Consider the following 17,744-nt stretch of genomic DNA (forward strand, 5'->3'; position numbering starts at 1 on the left):
AATAATCATATGAAAGTAGCAGTAGTAGGAGCTACCGGAATGGTAGGTACGGTAATGTTAAAAGTATTGGCAGAAAGAAATTTTCCTGTAACAGAATTAATTCCTGTTGCATCGGCTCGTTCTGCTGGGAAACAATTAGAATATAAAGGACAAAACTACACTGTAGTTACTTTAGAAGATGCTGTTAAAATGGCTCCAGATGTAGCTTTATTTTCAGCTGGAGGAGACACTTCTTTAGAATGGGCTCCTAAATTTGCTGAAGTTGGAACGACTGTAGTAGACAACTCATCTGCTTGGAGAATGGATCCTACTAAAAAATTAGTAGTTCCTGAAATCAACGGAAGTGTATTAACAGCTGAAGATAAAATTATTGCAAACCCTAACTGTTCTACTATTCAATTGGTAATGGCTTTAGCTCCGTTACACAAAAAATATAAAATGAAACGTTTAATTATTTCTACTTACCAATCTGTTTCTGGTACAGGAGTAAAAGCGGTTCAACAATTAGAAAACGAACAAAACGGAATTACCAACGAAGAAATGGCGTACAATTACCCAATTAACCGTAATGCAATTCCTCATTGTGATGTTTTTCTAGAAAATGGATACACCAAAGAGGAAATGAAATTGGTGAAAGAGCCTAAGAAAATTTTAGGTGATGATTCTTTTGCTGTTACTGCAACAGCAGTTCGTATTCCAACCGCAGGAGGTCACTCTGAAGCCGTAAACGTAGAGTTTGCTAACGATTTTGATTTGACTGAAGTTCGTGCTATCTTATCTGCAACTCCTGGAGTAATTGTACAAGATGATTTAGACAACAACGTATATCCGATGCCAATGTTTGCAAACGATAAAGATGAAGTTTTTGTTGGACGTATCCGTAGAGATGAGTCCTTACCAAATACTTTAAATATGTGGATTGTTGCCGATAACTTACGTAAAGGTGCCGCGACTAATACCGTACAAATTGCTGAGTATTTAGTAGCTCAAGGATTGTTAGGATAATCATGAATTTTGGTTAAAACCACCAAATATTTTTACATAAAAAAACCTCATCAAATGATGAGGTTTTTTTATTTTATATGATTTCATAATTAATCCATCATTTCTTTAATGGTTTTTACCAATTCTATAGAAGCATCTATTTCTGCTTTTCTAATGGCTACAGATTCTATATTAAAACCAATAGGCATGTTTTTTTCTTTTGCAAATTTTATCAAATCATTGGCAATATACTTACAAATTCCAATCGAAGCATTCAAAATATCTGGAGACACCTTTAATTCGTTTTCTAACCACTTCTGAATATCAATTCCCAACCATTTTGTAAACTCTAAAGTTTTTAAAGATCCTATTGGGGTTAGTGTAAAAATAATAGGCATCGGTTTGATGTTTTTTTCCTGAGTATAAAAATAATAATCAGACAACATATCTTTTGCATTGTCTAAATTATACACACACTGAGACACAAAAAAAGAACAACCATTTACAATTTTATTGGTCAAACGGATATGTTCATCTCCTTTTACAAAATGTCTCTCAGGAATGGTTACGCCTCCTAACTTTATGGTAGATGCCGATTCTTTTTTAATTCTATAAGCATCTTGTAAAGACAAATTAGCCGGTTGATTTTTTGATGGATTTCCAACAAACACGGTTAAGTCTATTTTATCTTCATTGTCAATCAACCATTGCTTTAAAGATTCTTCTGTAAATTTTCCGACACTTTTATAAATAATTTTAGGAACTTTTAAATCCTTTAAATAAGTATTAGCATATTCATCAGGTGCCCAAGTAGACATAAAAGGAAAAGGTCTTGGATTGTTATTTCTAGAGGACTCATCTTGTATGTCGTATAAAATCAACCCATCAATATCTAACCCTGCCAAACGATCCATTTGACGTTGTGCAATTCCTTGAATCTTCTCTTTCTCTGTAGAAGTTTTAGGAGGAGTTAACCCGTAAAATAAATACCCTCCTTCTTTATTTTCTATTTTTTTCTTTAATTCTTGTGAATTCATAATTTCTTCTATCGAATTACTTTGTTTTCGGCTCCGCCCGAACACCCAATATTAAACCCCAAATTGTTTAAAATGATGATCTAAATGTTTTTGAAATAAATTGCTCCATTCTTTTGAAGTTAATTTTCCAAAAGACCCGGTTGGCCTACCTTCAAAATAAGTCTCTCCTTTCTCAAAAACCCATTGCATATTGGCTAACAATCGTTTTTTTTCATTTTCAAAATCCTTTTCATCAACCATTAAAAAATAAGGAGCTGTTCTTCCATTTTTAGCATAAGGTCTATCTCCAACAACAGCTTTTTTAACAAAGGTTTTTAAAAAGAAACGCATCACAGGATTGATATTTACTTTTGTTTTTCCCTGAGAAACATCATAAGAAACATTTAAATGAGCAATCATTTGAGCTACATTCATTTTTCCCCACAAAGGTTGTTTTTCTTTACTTAACAAATCTAAACGAGCTTTGTTTTGAACAAGCGTATCTGCTTCAAAAATACTTGGATATGACATGACTGAAGTTGTTTTTTGTTGTAAATATAACCTTCTTTAAGACAACATCATGGTTGCTTTTTCTAAGGCAGCCACCAAAACATCAATTTCTTCTTTGGTATTGTAAAACGCAAAAGAAGCCCTTACCGTTCCTGGAATGTTAAAACGAGCCATAATAGGCTGTGTACAATGATGACCGGTTCTTACTGCAACCCCCAATTTATCCACAATAGTCCCTATGTCAAAAGGATGAATTTCTCCAATGTTAAAAGAAATAACACTCGCTTTATTTTTAGACGTTCCGTAAATTTTTAATCCCGAAATTTTATTCAATTGTGCTGTTCCATAAACCAACAACTCATGTTCAGCAGCTTCTATATTTTCTATACCAATGGAATTTATATAATCTACCGCGGTTCCAAAAGCAATCACATCTGCAATATTTGGTGTTCCCGCTTCAAACTTATGAGGCAACTCAGCATAGGTCGTTTTTTCAAACGTACAATCCTTAATCATTTCTCCTCCTCCATGATACGGTGGTAACTCATTTAAAATGGCTTCTTTTCCATATAAAAATCCAATCCCTGTAGGACCAAACATTTTATGAGCAGAACAAGTATAAAAATCACAATCTAACGCTTGTAAATCTACCTTCATATGCGGCGTAGATTGCGCTCCATCTATCAATACCCAAGCACCAACTTTATGTGCTTTTTCAATCATTTCTTCTACAGGGTTAATGGTTCCTAAAGCATTAGAAATATGATTAACAGCTACTATTTTAGTGTTTTCTGTTAACAACTCATCATATACCTCCATCAACAATTCTCCCTCATCATTCATTGGAATTACTTTTAACGTAGCTCCCGTTCTTTCGCACAACATTTGCCAAGGCACAATATTAGAATGATGTTCTAAGGCAGAAATAATAATTTCATCTGTACTTTTTATCAATGAAGTTAAAGTAGTTGCTACCAAATTGATGGATTCGGTTGTTCCACGAGTAAAAATAATTTCGTGCTCGTGTTTAGGATTAAAGTGAGCTTTTAATTTTTTCCTAGTTGCTTCAAACGCATCTGTAGCAACCTGACTTAAAGTATGTACTCCTCTGTGAACATTCGCATTTATAGTAGTATAGTAATTTGTAATCGCATCAATTACCACTTGTGGTTTTTGACTTGTGGCTGCATTGTCAAAATACACCAAAGGTTTTCCATTTACTTGTTGCTTTAAAATAGGGAAATCTGCTCTTACTTTATCGATATTGATCATAGATATAAATCTTTGTTACAAAGGTACTTCTTTAAGCTTAAAATCTAAAAAGCTTAACCAAACTCTTTTCAATCTTTACAATCAAAAAATTAGTACCTTGTTAAAAACAAATTTTACCTCATGAAACTCTTTAAAATGATAGGCTTCTCGCTACTTTTTATCATAATTGTATTGGTTGTTTTAAACGCTCCCAAACTAAAATTAATCTCTGGTTTTGCAGCTAAAAACCTTGCTAGTAGTTATTTTATCGCACACAGATCTGTAGATGTAACTAATAAAACAGATAATCATGGTCCATTAACAAAACTTGCTAGCAGCAATATTGATAAAAAAAATAAAACCGCTTTTTCTACTGTTTTTGGATTTGCTAAGGAAACAGCTGTTTATCGTGAAGGGATTGGAGCTATTTTAATTAACAAAGACACTCTTCTTGGTGATAATTATTTAAGACCCAAAAGAGATTTTACCCCTATTAAAGTTCCATATCCATATGGAAACTTAGCTCCAAAAGATTCCGTTTTTAATAATGTTAATTATCAATTAATAAACAAAGTGATTGATAACTGTTTTACCGAAAATCACGATCATCATATTAAAAACACCCGTTCTGTATTGGTATTATACAAAGGAAAAATCATCGCAGAAAAATATGCCAATGGTTTTGATGAAAACTCATTATTACAAGGTTGGTCCATCACCAAAAGTTTATTAACCACCTGTTTTGGAGTTTTAGAAAAAGAAAATAAATTTGATATTTATAAGCCCATCACAGCTTTTCCAGAATGGTTAAGAGATGATAGAAAAAACATCACCACCAATCATTTACTAAGAATGGAAAGTGGATTAGAATGGGAGGAAAACTATTCAACCATTTGTGATGCCACAAGAATGTTGTTTGAAGATAGCGATTTAACAAAAAGACCTTTGTCTAAAAAGCAAAGTCAACCCGCAGAAACTGAATTCAACTATTCTTCTGGTACCAGTAATATTTTATCAGCCTTATTAAGAAAACAATTTAAAACGCATCAGGAGTATTTAGATTTTCCTTACAGAGAGTTTATTGATAAAATTGGAATGCATTCTATGATTATGGAAACCGATATTATGGGTAATTATGTAGCCTCCTCATATAGTTGGGCGACCACAAGAGACTGGGCTAAATTTGGACAGTTAATGCTAGACAACGGAAAGTGGAACAACGAACAAATAGTTACTAAAAATTGGGTTGATTACATTAAAACACCTAATAAAACTTCTATGGGAGAATACGGTGGACATTGGTGGCTAAATGACGGAAATTACATGCCTAACGTTCCTAAAGATTGTTTTTATGCGGATGGTTTTCAAGGTCAACGAATTTTTGTCATTCCATCTAAAGATTTGGTAGTGGTTCGTTTTGGCGTAACCGAATTAAAAAGAGTTGGTTTTTACAGTATGTTTGATCATTTATTAGGAACCATTTGCAAAAGCATCCAATAATTTATGAATACATCTTCACACATTAATACTTCTTTACAAGAAACAGCTGATTGTCTATTAGAAATTGGTTGTTTACTAATGGCATCTGGAGCAAGTACCAATAGAATACGAGTTACTATGGAGCGTATTGCCGATGGTTTGGGTTACGAAACAGAAACGTTAACCACACATAGAACAATTTTTGTTATTGTAAAAGACAGTCAAACAAATGAAATATACAATAGTTTTAAAAAAACACCTCCTCATGGAGCTAATTTTACCTTGGTATCTGGAATTAGTAAAATGAGTTGGCATGCATTTGAAAACAATTGGACTTTAAAACAAGTAAAAGAAGAAATTGATAGATTAAAAAAAATCCCTCGCTACCCACTACTTATTACGATGATATTTGTAAGCCTTGCTGATGCAGGTTTTTGTAGATTATTTGGCGGAGAATATATTGATTTAGGTACTGCTTTTGTAGCTACTTTTACGGCATTTACCGTAAAACACTACGCTACTAAACTAAATTTTAACGGATATCTAAGTGTCATTTTCGCTTCTTTTACCGCTTGTTTTATTACGAGTTTTGCAAGAATGTACAGCATTGGAAACCATCCTGATTTGGCTTTTGCAACAGCGGTTTTATTTTTAGTTCCAGGAATTCCACTCATCAATTCTTTTTCTGATATTATGGATGGACATGTAATGAACGGAATGGTAAGAGGAACTCATGCCATGGTGATTGCATTTTGTATTTCTTTAGGAATGTTGGTTACCATGCTAATTTTTAACTTTTAAAAAATGGATATATTACTACATATAGAATTGGCTTTTTGGCTAGCCATAGCAGCTATAGGATTTGCTGTTTTGTTTAACGTGCCTAAACGTACTTTAATTATTATTGCCATTCTTGCAGCCTTAGGAGGTTCTTCTAAACTGATTTTAATGCATTATGGCGGTCATATTATTATAGGATCAATGGTTGGAGCCACACTTATTGGATTGTTAAGCATTCCCGCTGCACACGGAAAACATGCTCCTCCTTTAGTTTTTTCTATTCCAGCAGTCATTCCTATGATTCCTGGAGCGTTTGCTTATAAAGCCATGCTAGGATTTATAAAACTAACTGGAGACATTTCTCTTGAATCATACCAAATAGCCTTAGACGAAACAGTAAACAATGGTCTAAAGGCTGTTTTCATTATTTTTGCTTTAACCGCTGGAGTTTCATTTCCGATGTTAATAAGTAGGAAAGAATCGGCGAAAGAAATTAAAATCTAGTCTTATTTTTTAACCAAAAGCACTTGCTCAGCTTCTAACAACAAATATCCCTCATCATAACAGTAATTATATCTATTTCCAGTTTTGGTTTCATAAATGTTTGTGTAAAGGTTAAAATTAAACCCTTTTTCTTCCATCATACTTTTAGGCACTTTGGTTTTTCCCGTGGTATTTAACTCGCACAAAATTTTGTAATTCTTTTTTAGCGCGTTATTAATATTTCTAACCAAACTTTTGTTTCCAACCTCTAACTTATTGTTAAAAGCATTTCTACATTGATCGTTACAAAATTTTTTATCAGATCTTCCTACGACCTTTTCTCCACATTCTTGACAAAATTTTTCTTCCATCACATTTTATTTTAAAGATATTCAAATATAACAAAAACGTTTGTAAACGATTACAACCGTTTATATACGAAAGCAAATATTTAGCAACCGAGTAAAACTTTTAAAGCATTGCATCTTTGCCTTGTCAAACAACGACAACAAAAAATTAATCATCTTTAAAAATTTACGTTATGAACAATTTAAGAAACAAAGTACAGTTAATCGGACATTTAGGAGCAACCCCAATTGTTAAAGCATTTGGAAAAGACAAAAAAGTAGCTAATTTTTCTATTGCGACTACAGACACTTATTATAATAATGAGGGTGAAAGAGTTACAGATACACAATGGCACAATTTAGTTTGCTGGAACAAAACAGCAGATATTGTAGAAAAATATTTAGACAAAGGGAGTCATATTGCTATTGAAGGGAAATTAACCAACGATAGTTGGGAAGACAAAGAAGGAAATAAAAAATATACCACCCGAATTATAGTAAACGAATTGATGATGTTAGGAAGTAAAGCCTAACAACTCTTTATAAAAAAACCTCAGCAATTGCTGAGGTTTTTTTCTTATTTATTTAATCAAGTGTGGTTTAAATGCTCCTGTATTTTGACAGCAGATTTGCTCCATTACTTGTTGTAATTCTCTTTTCATTAAAGAAATGGTATGATTTCCTCCTTCTTTTCCTAAAGCACCAACACCATACATAAAACTACGACCCATAAAAGTGAATTCTGCTCCACTAGCCATGGCTCTAGCAATGTCTGGACCTCCTCTTAATCCAGAGTCAACCATAATTTTAATTTGATCTCCATATTTCTCAGCCAAATTGGTCATTGGCACAATAGAAGACTGTCCTGCATCTAATTGACGTCCACCGTGGTTAGAAACAATCAATCCATCAACACCTAATTTAATGGCTTTTTCAGTATCTTCTTCACTCACCACACCTTTTATCACCAACTTTCCTTTCCATTGTTCACGGATAGAAGCAATTCTTTCTTCATTTAATCTACCTGTAAAAGTAGCATCCATAAACTGAGCAAGTTGTTGTAAGTTCATCCCTTTAGGCATGTACTGAGCCATGGTTTCAAAGTTTGGTTGACCATGTTTTAATGTTAACGCTGCCCAATGTGGGTGCTTTAACACCTCAATAATGTTCTTTAAAGTCATTCTTGGTGGCATTCCTAAACCATTACGAGTATCTCTAGGTCTTACTCCAAACGTTGGTACATCTGCCAAAATAACCAATACATCACAACCTGCTTTTGCCGCTCTGTCTATCACATCACGTTTGATATCTTCTTTGGTTGGATGATACAATTGGAACCAAAAGTTTCCTTCGGTAATTTCTGAAATACGTTCTATACTGGTGGTGGTTACCGTACTTAAAATAAAAGGAATATTGTGATCCACTGCTGCCTTTGCTAAAATTTCTGGAGCGTTTGGCCACATCAATCCTTGCAATCCAACCGGGGCAATACCAAAAGGAGCTGAATATGTTTTTCCAAACAACTCAGTTTCCATGCTTGATTTATCAAACTTAGATAAATACTGAGGCATCAACTCTATTTTTTGAAGATCCGTTCTGTTTTTATCAAGATTGATATCTTCATTACATCCTCCATCTAAATACTCAAAAGCGAATTTTGGCATTTTCACCATCGCTCTTTTTCTTAAGTCATCCATAGAAGGATACTTGGTATTGATTTTTATTTCCATCTTAAATTAAAATTTTGCGGTAAATATAACACTCTTTATTTTTTTGAGTATCCTTTACAAACCTGCTTAGAAGTTCCCAAACCTTCAATACCTAATTCCATAACATCACCTGGTTTTAAATACTTTGGTGGATTGAATCCTAAACCTACTCCAAAAGGTGTTCCTGTAGAAATAATATCTCCAGGTAACAACGTCATATATTGACTGATATAAGACACTACTTCTTGTACATTAAAAATAAAATCGTTGGTAGATGAATGTTGTAAACGTTCTCCATTCACTTCTAACCACAATTCTAAATTGTTAGGATCTTTAATTTCATCTTTAGTTGCAATAAAAGGCCCAACAGGAGCAAAAGTATCACATCCTTTTCCTTTACACCACTGACCTTCTTTTTCAATTTGAAAAGCTCTTTCAGAAATATCATTGTGCAATACATATCCTGCAATATGGTCTTCAGCATCTTCTAACTCAACATAAGAAGCTTTTTTTCCTATTACAATAGCCAACTCTACTTCCCAATCTGTTTTTTCAGAATTTTTAGGAATGATGACCTCATCATTAGGACCACACATTGCGGTGGTAGATTTAAAAAACAATACAGGTTCAGTTGGTACTTTCATTCCTGCCTCCTCTGCATGTTTAGCGTAGTTTAACCCTACACAAACTATTTTTGATGGTCTTGTTAATGGTGCTCCTAAACGAACGTCTTCACTAATTTCTGGGCAAGATGCTTCATTTTCTTTTAACCAAGCTGATAATCTTTCTATTCCATCACCTCCAAAAAACTGTTCGTTATAATCATCTCCAAAAGCAGAAACATCAATCTTTTTTCCTGATGTAGTAATGACTCCTGGTTTTTCAGCACCTTCTGCTCCAAATCTTATTAATTTCATCTTAAATTATTTTTTAAATATTATCCGTTTAATTTTATAAATCCTCCATCTATTGGGTAATCTGTTCCTGTGATAAAAGAAGCCTCATCAGAAACCAGATACAATGCTAAATTACCAATTTCTTCTGGTTTAGCCATTCTACCCATAGGTTGTGTTGCCGATAATTTCTCAAACATTTCCGCTTCTTTTCCTGGGTAGTTTTTAGAAATAAATCCATCAACAAAAGGTGTATGTACTCTTGCTGGCGAAATACAATTGCAACGAATTCCATCTTTTACATAATCTTTTGCAATAGAATACGTCATGGTTAAAACTGCTCCTTTGGTCATAGAATACGCAAAACGATCATCAATTCCCACAGAAGAAGCGATAGAAGCCATGTTGATAATAGCTCCACCTCCATTTTGTTTCATAAAAGGTACTACGGCATATAAAGAATTATAAACACCTTTGATATTTACATTGTACAATCTATCTAAATCTTCAGGCCCACAAGCTTCGATATTACCCACATGTGCAATTCCTGCATTGTTTACTAAAATATTTATTACCTGTTTTTCATTGATAGATTTCATCACGGTTTTTACCTCTTCGTGATTGGCAACATTTGCTTGATAAACGGTTGCTTTTCCTCCTTTGGCAATAATTTCATCGGCTACTCTTTGAGCACCTTCTACAGTTAAATCTAAAATATTTACCAATGCTCCAGCTCCAGCCAAAGCTTTAGAGATCGCTTCACCAATTCCGCTACCTCCACCAGTAACCACAGCACATTTTCCTGTTAAATTAAATACTGACATATTTTTCTTTTTTTATAATGACATCCCTCTTTTCCAAGGAATAAAATCGTTTTGACCTAATTTCATGGCTTTGGTTTTTTCTCCACTAGCCACTTTAATTACATATTCTAATAATTCTTCTCCTTTAGATGATAAAGTATCTCCTTCAATCACTCCACCTGTATTAAAATCGATGATATCATTCATCTTATTAAAAAGTTTGGTGTTACTAGACACTTTTATGACTGGCACTACAGGGTTTCCTGTTGGGGTTCCTAGCCCAGTAGTAAATAAAATAATATTACATCCCGATCCCGCCAATCCAGTGGTAGATTCTACATCATTTCCAGGAGTACACAACAAATTCAATCCTGTTTTGGTAATTTGTTCTGTATAATCTAGCACATCAGTTATAGGAGAACTCCCTCCTTTTTTTGCTGCTCCAGCAGATTTAATAGCATCGGTAATTAAACCATCTTTAATATTTCCTGGTGATGGATTGGCATGAAAACCTCCTCCTAACAATTCCGCCTTAGCATTATAGGTAGACATAATATTAGAAAATTTATCTGCATTTTCCTTAGAATTACATCTATTAATTAACTCTTGCTCTACTCCATTTAATTCAGGAAACTCGGCCAACACGGTAGTCCCTCCTAAACCAACAATTAAATCAGACACATACCCTAGAGTAGGATTGGCAGAAATACCAGAAAACCCATCAGATCCTCCACATTCCAAACCAATAGTTAACTTACTTAAATCCGCAGGCTCTCTTTCAAATTTATTAGCTTTTATTAAACCCACAAAAGTTTTTTTAATAGCTTCTTCAATAAAATCTCTTTCCGAAGTACTGTCTTGCTGGGTTAACACATACAAAGGCTTTTTATTTTCTTTAGAAAAACTATTTAAAGCATCTTCTAAAATTTTTGCTTGTGCATGTTGGCATCCTAAACTCAATACTGTTGCTCCAGCTACATTTGGATTGTTGATGTAACCTGCTAATAAATGGCATAACGCAACTGAATCTGGAGTTGATCCTCCACAACCACCATCGTGTCTTAAGAAGTGAATTCCATCTACATTAGGAAATAATTTATTAGTCTTGATTTCTTCTTTATTTGTTTGAATAGAAGTACTCAAAACTTCATCTTCAGAAGCTCCTTGCTTGTAAACATTTACCAGTTTATCAACAGCAAAACCTGATTCTTCTTTTTGATTAAATCCTAATTGATCAACAATGGCTTTTTCTATCACCGTAACATTTCTGTTTTCACAAAAAACCAAAGGAATGACCAACCAATTGTTTTGCGTTCCTACTTTACCATCAGCTCTATGATAACCTTGAAATGTTTTGCCTTTAAATTTTGAAATATCTGGAGCTTTCCAAGTTTCTTTCTCATTTTTTTGAACCGAATATTCCTCCGCTTTATGGATTACATTATGCGTATGAATAAGTTCTCCTTTTAAAATAGTTTGTGTAGCCGCTCCAACCAACACTCCATACATATAAATTAAATCTCCTTTTTTTAAGTCTACAGACACAAACTTATGTTTTGCTGGAACATCTGTTTTTAACACATATTCATTTCCTTCATAAGAAATAACATCCCCTTTACCAAGGTCAGTTAAAGCAACAATTACATTGTCTTTTGCGTGTATTCTTAACACCGAATTTTTTTGAGACATATTTAACGATTTAATATCGTTACAAATTTAGGGCAGCCCCACTTGCTAAAAATCAAATATTAAGCCCAAAATCAATACTTTTTTTGCAGAAATCCTTTGAAAACCTCCTTAATAAAGAATTTAAGTATTTTATTTAATCGATTCTACAGTACCAACAGAACCATTTTTGGTAGGCGTTAGTTGATATACTTTATCGGGATGTAAACCCTGTAACATTCTATGAGAAACATATAAAATAGTTGTATCTGTTTCTTGATGAATTTTATTGATGAAAGCTGTTAACATAGAAGTTGCATAATCATCCAATTCATTGGTAGGTTCATCTAAAATAAGCAACGGAGGGTGTTTTACCATGGCACGAATAATTAGTATAATTCGTTGCATTTCTTGTGACAAACGAACAAAATACATTTGTTTTTTATCTTTTAAACCTACCAAATCTAGCCATTTATCAGCCTCATGAATTTGTTGTCCAGTAGGATTTTCATATAAACCAATAGAATCATAAAACCCCGACAAGACCATGTGTTGCACCGTAAATAATTTGCCGAAAAATTGGGTTAAACTAGGCGAAAAATAACCAATCTTTTTTTTGAGTTCCCAAACTGTTTCACCACTTCCTTTTTTACGACCAAACAGCATAATATCTTCACCAAAAGCCTTGGCATTATCTCCAGTAATCATGGTTAACAAGCTGGTTTTACCTGCTCCATTTGGTCCTTTTAAATGCCAAAATTCTCCTTTGTTTATGGTCCAATTAATATTGTTTACAATCTGTCTTGTTTCTTCATAAAAAATATTGACATCGGTAAATTTCACCAACGGATTCTCTACTTCTATTTTTTGAAAAGCTTCTGGTAAATCCCCTTTAAACTCATAAGGTTTTAACTGCTGATAAAATGTCTTATCGTACTCTTTTGGAGATCCATAAAATTCAATTTTATCATTTTCAATCAAATAGATTTTTTTGATAAAAGGCAAGACTTCATCTCTTATTTTAAAGACCTGAACCAGAATGGTATGTTTTGCTATTTCGATTAAATCTTTAGCCAAAGATTCCTGAATCGCAATATCCAAACAATCATAGGGCTTGTCTAAAATCAAAAAATCAAACTTTTGTTTTTCTAAAAACTGTAACAACAACTTTTTTTGTTGACCGCTAGAATAAGAGGTTAAACTTCTGATATTTCCATTGCCATCAACACAATGTTTTGTTAAAGTAAAAACATCATGATTTAATTCTTCTGTAATGAATTTTTCTAACACCGAAGTACTGAACAAAGCTCCTTTTTTATCATTAAATTCAGGAAATAAATTTTGTTCATTTCCTACCAATAAATGATTGATAAAATTAGTTTGTGCTGTTGATTTATTAAAAATGGCAATATGGTTCATAAATTAAAATCTTAATTTTATGTACACTTAAAAATACATTTTTTTGTATACGTTATTAACAATGTACACAAATATGTTAACAAACTTGTGCATGAAAATTATTTACACACACAAAAACCGATTTTATTATGTATGTTTTTTCACAAATGCTAAAATAGCTTGTTCTGCTCCTTCTTTGTCTTCAATCAAACTCATGTGACCATTTTCAAGCTCTACTACCTCAGTATTGGCATCTTTGGTTTGTTCTATTAAATCTTCATATTTTAGAACAGGATCTTTTTTACCTAAAATCATTAAAGATGGATACGGTCCAAAATGCAACAATACTTCTCTATCCAATCTAATTTTCATTCCCTCTAAAGCCGCAATAATTCCCTGTCTTGGGGTTTTTAAAGCTTCCTTTTTAACCTTGGCAATATCATCAGCGTAAATTTTTCTACACTTAGAACGAAACAACATAGGAATAGAAGTTCTGATAAACGATTTATGATTTTCTTTTACCACAGCAATGGCTCTATCTCTTCCTGTTTTTTTCTCTTCAGAATCTGGTCTGGCCGTAGAATTTAACAACACCAATCCTTTTACATTGTCAGGATACAAATCTGCAAATGCCAAGGCTACATAACCTCCCATGGAATGTCCTACAAAAAAAGACCTACGGATATTTAAGACATCTAAAACTGATTTTACCGCTTCGGCCATTTCTGTCATGGTATGTACATAGCCCAAACTTTCCGTTTGTCCGTGTCCTAATAAATCTATGCAAACTACCCTAAATTTAGGGTTTAATACTTTTTCTAAACCTTGCCACATCGTAGTGTTTTCTAAAAAACCATGTAACAAAACAATGGCAGTTCCTTTACCAGATTCGGTATAATGGATAGGTATATTTTTATAAGTAACAAATGCGCTCATACTGCAAAAATAAGGAGTTGATGCCTAGAGAACAATAAAGTTGATCGCTATTTACAATAAAAAGAAATGCTTAAAACTTTCAGTTTTATAAAACAATGGATAGTCCTACATTTGTAAGAAAATATTTCGGTCTTGAAAATTCAATCTCTACTAGAAAAGTACCAACATGCAAGTGCTACAAAACAATTGGTAACACAAATTTCTCAAGAAAAAACGCATGCGGTATTAAGTAAATTTAACGGTGCTGCCTTGTCCATTATTATTGCAGAAACCTTTAAACAAACTGACAAAACTTTTTTATTAATTTTAAATGATAAGGAACAAGCAGCTTATTATTTAAATGATTTAGAAAGAATTTTAAATGATAAAGACGTATTGTTTTATCCAGGTTCTTACCGAAGACCTTATGAAATTGAAGATGTAGACAATGCCAATGTTTTAATGCGTGCTGAGGTTTTAAACCGATTAAATTCCAGAAAAAAACCAGCTATTATTGTTACTTATCCAAACGCATTGTTTGAAAAAGTTGTGACCAAAAAAGACCTGAATAGCAATACGTTAAAAATTACGACAGGTGATGAATTTAGCCTAGATTTTATTAACGAAGTATTATTTGAATATAAATTTAACCGAGTAGATTTTGTAACAGAACCCGGAGAATTTGCCGTGCGTGGTGGAATTGTAGATGTGTTTTCTTTTGCCAACGATGAACCGTATAGACTAGAGTTTTTTGGTGATGAAGTAGACAGCATCCGTACGTTTGATGTAGAAACGCAACTCTCTACAGGAAAACCAAATAAAGTTCAGATCATGCCTAATGTGGAAAACAAGCAGTTTTCCGAAAAAAGAGAATCGTTTTTAAAGTTTATCCCTAACAACAGCGTTATTTTTACGTTGAGTATAGATATTCTTCAAAACGATTTAAATACTTTATTTGAAAAAGCAACTACTCGCTTTGAAACTTTATCAGAAACTTTAAATCACACTTTACCTAGTGAATTGTTTTTAGATGGAATTCAAATCAAAGAACAATTAAAAGGGTATAGTAGAGTTTCTGTTAACAATAGTACTTCTACAGATAGCATCAACGGAAATACAGAACCTCAACCCTCTTTTAACAAACATTTTGATTTGTTGATAGAAAACTTACAGCAAAACACAGCAAAAGGATATCAAAATTATTTATTCTGTTCTAGCGAAAAACAAGCCAAACGTTTTCATGATATATTTGATGAAAGCGAAGAGGAAATAGTATACGAAACCGTGGTTTTTCAAATTCACGAAGGGTTTGTAGATCACGAACACAAAATAGTTTGTTATACCGATCATCAAATTTTTGAACGTTATAATAAATTTCAACTTAAAAATGGCTTTGCCAAAAAACAAGCCGTTACCCTACAGGAAATTAACAATTTAGAAATTGGAGATTTTGTAACCCATATAGATCATGGAATTGGAAAGTTTGGTGGTTTACAAAAAATTGATGTCAACGGTAAAAAACAAGAGGCGATTAAATTAATTTATGGCGATGCCGATGTCCTTTACATTAGCATTCACTCTTTACATAAAATATCCAAATTCAATGGAAAAGATGGTAAAATTCCTAAGGTTCATAAATTAGGATCTCCTGCTTGGAAAAAAGCCAAACAAACTGCCAAAGCCAAAGTAAAACAAATTGCTTTTGATTTAATTCAGCTCTACGCAAAACGAAAAAATCAAAAAGGATTTGCTTTTGACCCAGACAGTTATTTACAACATGAACTAGAAGCTAGTTTTATGTATGAAGATACTCCAGATCAATTTACAGCCACTCAAGATGTAAAAGCCGATATGGAAAGTGACAAACCTATGGATAGACTGGTTTGTGGTGATGTTGGTTTTGGAAAAACAGAAGTAGCTATCCGTGCCGCTTTTAAAGCTGTTGATAATGGAAAACAAGTAGCAGTGCTTGTTCCTACCACTATTTTGGCTTTTCAACATTTTAAGTCTTTCAAAAAAAGATTAGAAGATTTTCCGGTAAACATCAACTATTTAAACCGTTTTAAAACGGCTAAGCAAAAGAAAATTGTGATAGAAGATTTGGCAGAAGGAAGGTTAGATATTGTCATCGGAACCCATCAATTGGTCTCAGATAAAATCAAATACAAAGACTTAGGATTGCTAATTATTGACGAGGAACAAAAATTTGGAGTAGCTGCCAAAGACAAGTTAAAAACCATTAAAGAAAATGTAGATACTTTAACCTTAACTGCTACACCGATCCCTAGAACTTTACAGTTTAGTTTAATGGCAGCAAGAGATTTATCGGTCATTGCTACACCTCCACCCAACCGTCATCCTATAGAAAGTAATGTGATTGGTTTTAGCGAAGAAACCATTAGAGATGCTGTGATGTATGAAATTTCAAGAGGAGGACAAATATTCTTTATTCACAACAGAGTGGACAATATTAAAGAAGTGGCCGGAATGTTACAACGTTTGGTTCCCGATGCTAGAATAGGAATTGGTCACGGTCAACTAGAAGGACGAAAACTAGAAGAAGTGATGGTAAATTTTATGGAAGGAAGCTACGATATTTTAGTGGCCACCACCATTATAGAATCTGGTTTAGATGTGCCTAACGCCAATACTATTTTTATTAACCATGCTAACAACTTTGGATTGTCAGATTTGCATCAAATGCGTGGACGTGTTGGACGTTCTAACAAAAAAGCTTTCTGTTATTTTATTTGTCCACCTTACCATATGATGACCGAAGAAGCTCGTAAACGTATTCAAGCTTTAGAAATGTTTAGCGAATTGGGTAGCGGAATTAACATTGCCATGAAAGATTTAGAAATTCGTGGAGCTGGAGATTTATTAGGAGGAGAACAAAGCGGATTTATTACCGATATTGGTTTTGATACCTATCAAAAAATATTAGAAGAAGCCGTTAAAGAATTGAAAGAAAAAGAATTTAAGGATTTATATGATGAGGAAGATTTAGAAAACAAAGATTACGTATCAGATATACAAATAGATACCGATTTTGAAATTTTATTCCCCGATGATTATATCAACGTCATTGCAGAAAGATTAAACCTGTATAAAAAATTAGGAGAGCTAACAGACGAAAAAGAGTTAGAACAATTTGAGCAACAATTAATTGACAGATTTGGAGAACTTCCAACCCAAGTGATTGATTTGTTAGATTCCGTAAGAATTAAATGGTTGGCTAAAAAATTAGGACTAGAGAAAATTATCCTAAAACAAAAAAGAATGATTGGTTATTTTGTTTCCGACCAACAAAGTGGTTTTTACAACACGCAGTCGTTTACAAATATTTTAAAATACGTGCAAAACAACCCTAAAATGTGTGTAATGAAAGAAAAAGAAACCAAAAATGGTTTACGATTACTCATTACGTTTATTAGGATTGATAGTGTACAAAAAGCCTTAGAAACATTGAAAAATATATAAAAAAAGAGTTAGCTGTTTGCTAACTCTTTTT

At 33.2% G+C, this 17,744-nt stretch carries 16 protein-coding genes; 6 read left to right on the forward strand and 10 right to left on the reverse strand.

Features of this window, described 5'->3' with window-relative positions; all coding sequences use genetic code 11:
- Nucleotides 1-9 precede the first annotated feature (9 nt).
- A complete protein-coding gene (locus tag QVZ41_RS03675; protein ID WP_302883193.1) occupies nt 10-1,005 on the forward strand; it encodes an aspartate-semialdehyde dehydrogenase in 996 nt (331 codons plus the stop codon).
- An 89-nt stretch (nt 1,006-1,094) separates the two neighbouring features.
- Here the strand turns inward: QVZ41_RS03675 and QVZ41_RS03680 are convergent, their stop codons facing one another.
- The 3 genes from QVZ41_RS03680 to QVZ41_RS03690 are packed head-to-tail and all read right to left on the reverse strand — an operon-like array spanning nt 1,095 to nt 3,782.
- Nucleotides 1,095-2,021, reverse strand: a complete 927-nt coding sequence (locus QVZ41_RS03680) for a methylenetetrahydrofolate reductase (RefSeq protein ID WP_302883194.1) — start codon at nt 2,019-2,021, stop codon at nt 1,095-1,097.
- A 51-nt stretch (nt 2,022-2,072) separates the two neighbouring features.
- Nucleotides 2,073-2,531 carry a DUF1569 domain-containing protein gene (locus tag QVZ41_RS03685; protein ID WP_302883195.1) on the reverse strand — a complete coding sequence of 153 codons (459 nt, stop codon included), beginning with the start codon at nt 2,529-2,531 and terminating at the stop codon, nt 2,073-2,075.
- Between the two features lie 36 nt (nt 2,532-2,567).
- On the reverse strand, nt 2,568-3,782 hold the full coding sequence (locus tag QVZ41_RS03690) for an aminotransferase class V-fold PLP-dependent enzyme (RefSeq protein WP_302883196.1): 1,215 nt from the start codon (nt 3,780-3,782) through the stop codon (nt 2,568-2,570).
- A gap of 120 nt (nt 3,783-3,902) precedes the next feature.
- Between QVZ41_RS03690 and QVZ41_RS03695 the strand changes: the two genes are divergently transcribed.
- From QVZ41_RS03695 to QVZ41_RS03705, 3 genes are read left to right on the forward strand one after another with little or no spacing between them, the layout of a single operon-like run.
- Nucleotides 3,903-5,261, forward strand: coding sequence for a serine hydrolase domain-containing protein (locus tag QVZ41_RS03695; RefSeq protein ID WP_302883197.1), 1,359 nt, complete (start codon nt 3,903-3,905; stop codon nt 5,259-5,261).
- 3 nt (nt 5,262-5,264) lie between these two features.
- Nucleotides 5,265-6,041: a threonine/serine exporter family protein gene (locus QVZ41_RS03700; RefSeq protein WP_302883198.1), complete on the forward strand. Its 777-nt coding sequence runs from the start codon at nt 5,265-5,267 to the stop codon at nt 6,039-6,041.
- 3 nt (nt 6,042-6,044) lie between these two features.
- Nucleotides 6,045-6,524, forward strand: coding sequence for a threonine/serine exporter family protein (locus tag QVZ41_RS03705; protein WP_302883199.1), 480 nt, complete (start codon nt 6,045-6,047; stop codon nt 6,522-6,524).
- Nucleotides 6,525-6,526: 2 nt separating this feature from the next.
- On the opposite strand, the gene QVZ41_RS03710 is transcribed toward QVZ41_RS03705, so the two are convergent.
- A complete protein-coding gene (locus tag QVZ41_RS03710; RefSeq protein ID WP_302883200.1) occupies nt 6,527-6,874 on the reverse strand; it encodes a hypothetical protein in 348 nt (115 codons plus the stop codon).
- Nucleotides 6,875-7,044: 170 nt separating this feature from the next.
- On the opposite strand from QVZ41_RS03710, the gene QVZ41_RS03715 reads away from it, so the two are divergent.
- Nucleotides 7,045-7,383: a single-stranded DNA-binding protein gene (locus QVZ41_RS03715; protein ID WP_302883201.1), complete on the forward strand. Its 339-nt coding sequence runs from the start codon at nt 7,045-7,047 to the stop codon at nt 7,381-7,383.
- 48 nt (nt 7,384-7,431) lie between these two features.
- Here QVZ41_RS03715 and QVZ41_RS03720 read toward each other — a convergent pair whose 3' ends face one another.
- The 6 genes from QVZ41_RS03720 to QVZ41_RS03745 all read right to left on the reverse strand — a co-directional run bounded on the left by QVZ41_RS03720 (nt 7,432) and on the right by QVZ41_RS03745 (nt 14,254).
- Nucleotides 7,432-8,580 carry an alpha-hydroxy acid oxidase gene (locus tag QVZ41_RS03720; RefSeq protein ID WP_302883202.1) on the reverse strand — a complete coding sequence of 383 codons (1,149 nt, stop codon included), beginning with the start codon at nt 8,578-8,580 and terminating at the stop codon, nt 7,432-7,434.
- A 35-nt stretch (nt 8,581-8,615) separates the two neighbouring features.
- Complete coding sequence (locus tag QVZ41_RS03725; RefSeq protein ID WP_302883203.1) at nt 8,616-9,476, reverse strand: fumarylacetoacetate hydrolase family protein; 861 nt, start codon at nt 9,474-9,476, stop codon at nt 8,616-8,618.
- 20 nt (nt 9,477-9,496) lie between these two features.
- Nucleotides 9,497-10,276, reverse strand: coding sequence for an SDR family NAD(P)-dependent oxidoreductase (locus QVZ41_RS03730; protein ID WP_302883204.1), 780 nt, complete (start codon nt 10,274-10,276; stop codon nt 9,497-9,499).
- 12 nt (nt 10,277-10,288) lie between these two features.
- Nucleotides 10,289-11,944, reverse strand: coding sequence for a UxaA family hydrolase (locus tag QVZ41_RS03735; protein WP_302883205.1), 1,656 nt, complete (start codon nt 11,942-11,944; stop codon nt 10,289-10,291).
- 129 nt (nt 11,945-12,073) lie between these two features.
- Nucleotides 12,074-13,339 carry an ATP-binding cassette domain-containing protein gene (locus tag QVZ41_RS03740; RefSeq protein ID WP_302883206.1) on the reverse strand — a complete coding sequence of 422 codons (1,266 nt, stop codon included), beginning with the start codon at nt 13,337-13,339 and terminating at the stop codon, nt 12,074-12,076.
- Between the two features lie 126 nt (nt 13,340-13,465).
- A complete protein-coding gene (locus QVZ41_RS03745) occupies nt 13,466-14,254 on the reverse strand; it encodes an alpha/beta fold hydrolase (RefSeq protein ID WP_302883207.1) in 789 nt (262 codons plus the stop codon).
- Between the two features lie 132 nt (nt 14,255-14,386).
- Between QVZ41_RS03745 and mfd the strand changes: the two genes are divergently transcribed.
- Nucleotides 14,387-17,713, forward strand: a complete 3,327-nt coding sequence (gene mfd / locus QVZ41_RS03750; protein ID WP_302883208.1) for a transcription-repair coupling factor — start codon at nt 14,387-14,389, stop codon at nt 17,711-17,713.
- Nucleotides 17,714-17,744 lie beyond the last annotated feature (31 nt).

The sequence above is a fragment of the Wenyingzhuangia gilva genome, from assembly GCF_030519655.1.
Taxonomy (GTDB): Bacteria; Bacteroidota; Bacteroidia; order Flavobacteriales; family Flavobacteriaceae; genus Wenyingzhuangia; species Wenyingzhuangia gilva.

Coding starts and splice junctions, on each gene's coding strand:
- QVZ41_RS03675 (WP_302883193.1), top strand. CDS start 10: ATGAAAGTAGCAGTAGTAGGAGCTACCGGAATGGTAGGTACGGTAATG.
- QVZ41_RS03680 (WP_302883194.1), bottom strand. CDS start 2,021: ATGAATTCACAAGAATTAAAGAAAAAAATAGAAAATAAAGAAGGAGGG.
- QVZ41_RS03685 (WP_302883195.1), bottom strand. CDS start 2,531: ATGTCATATCCAAGTATTTTTGAAGCAGATACGCTTGTTCAAAACAAA.
- QVZ41_RS03690 (WP_302883196.1), bottom strand. CDS start 3,782: ATGATCAATATCGATAAAGTAAGAGCAGATTTCCCTATTTTAAAGCAA.
- QVZ41_RS03695 (WP_302883197.1), top strand. CDS start 3,903: ATGAAACTCTTTAAAATGATAGGCTTCTCGCTACTTTTTATCATAATT.
- QVZ41_RS03700 (WP_302883198.1), top strand. CDS start 5,265: ATGAATACATCTTCACACATTAATACTTCTTTACAAGAAACAGCTGAT.
- QVZ41_RS03705 (WP_302883199.1), top strand. CDS start 6,045: ATGGATATATTACTACATATAGAATTGGCTTTTTGGCTAGCCATAGCA.
- QVZ41_RS03710 (WP_302883200.1), bottom strand. CDS start 6,874: ATGGAAGAAAAATTTTGTCAAGAATGTGGAGAAAAGGTCGTAGGAAGA.
- QVZ41_RS03715 (WP_302883201.1), top strand. CDS start 7,045: ATGAACAATTTAAGAAACAAAGTACAGTTAATCGGACATTTAGGAGCA.
- QVZ41_RS03720 (WP_302883202.1), bottom strand. CDS start 8,580: ATGGAAATAAAAATCAATACCAAGTATCCTTCTATGGATGACTTAAGA.
- QVZ41_RS03725 (WP_302883203.1), bottom strand. CDS start 9,476: ATGAAATTAATAAGATTTGGAGCAGAAGGTGCTGAAAAACCAGGAGTC.
- QVZ41_RS03730 (WP_302883204.1), bottom strand. CDS start 10,276: ATGTCAGTATTTAATTTAACAGGAAAATGTGCTGTGGTTACTGGTGGA.
- QVZ41_RS03735 (WP_302883205.1), bottom strand. CDS start 11,944: ATGTCTCAAAAAAATTCGGTGTTAAGAATACACGCAAAAGACAATGTA.
- QVZ41_RS03740 (WP_302883206.1), bottom strand. CDS start 13,339: ATGAACCATATTGCCATTTTTAATAAATCAACAGCACAAACTAATTTT.
- QVZ41_RS03745 (WP_302883207.1), bottom strand. CDS start 14,254: ATGAGCGCATTTGTTACTTATAAAAATATACCTATCCATTATACCGAA.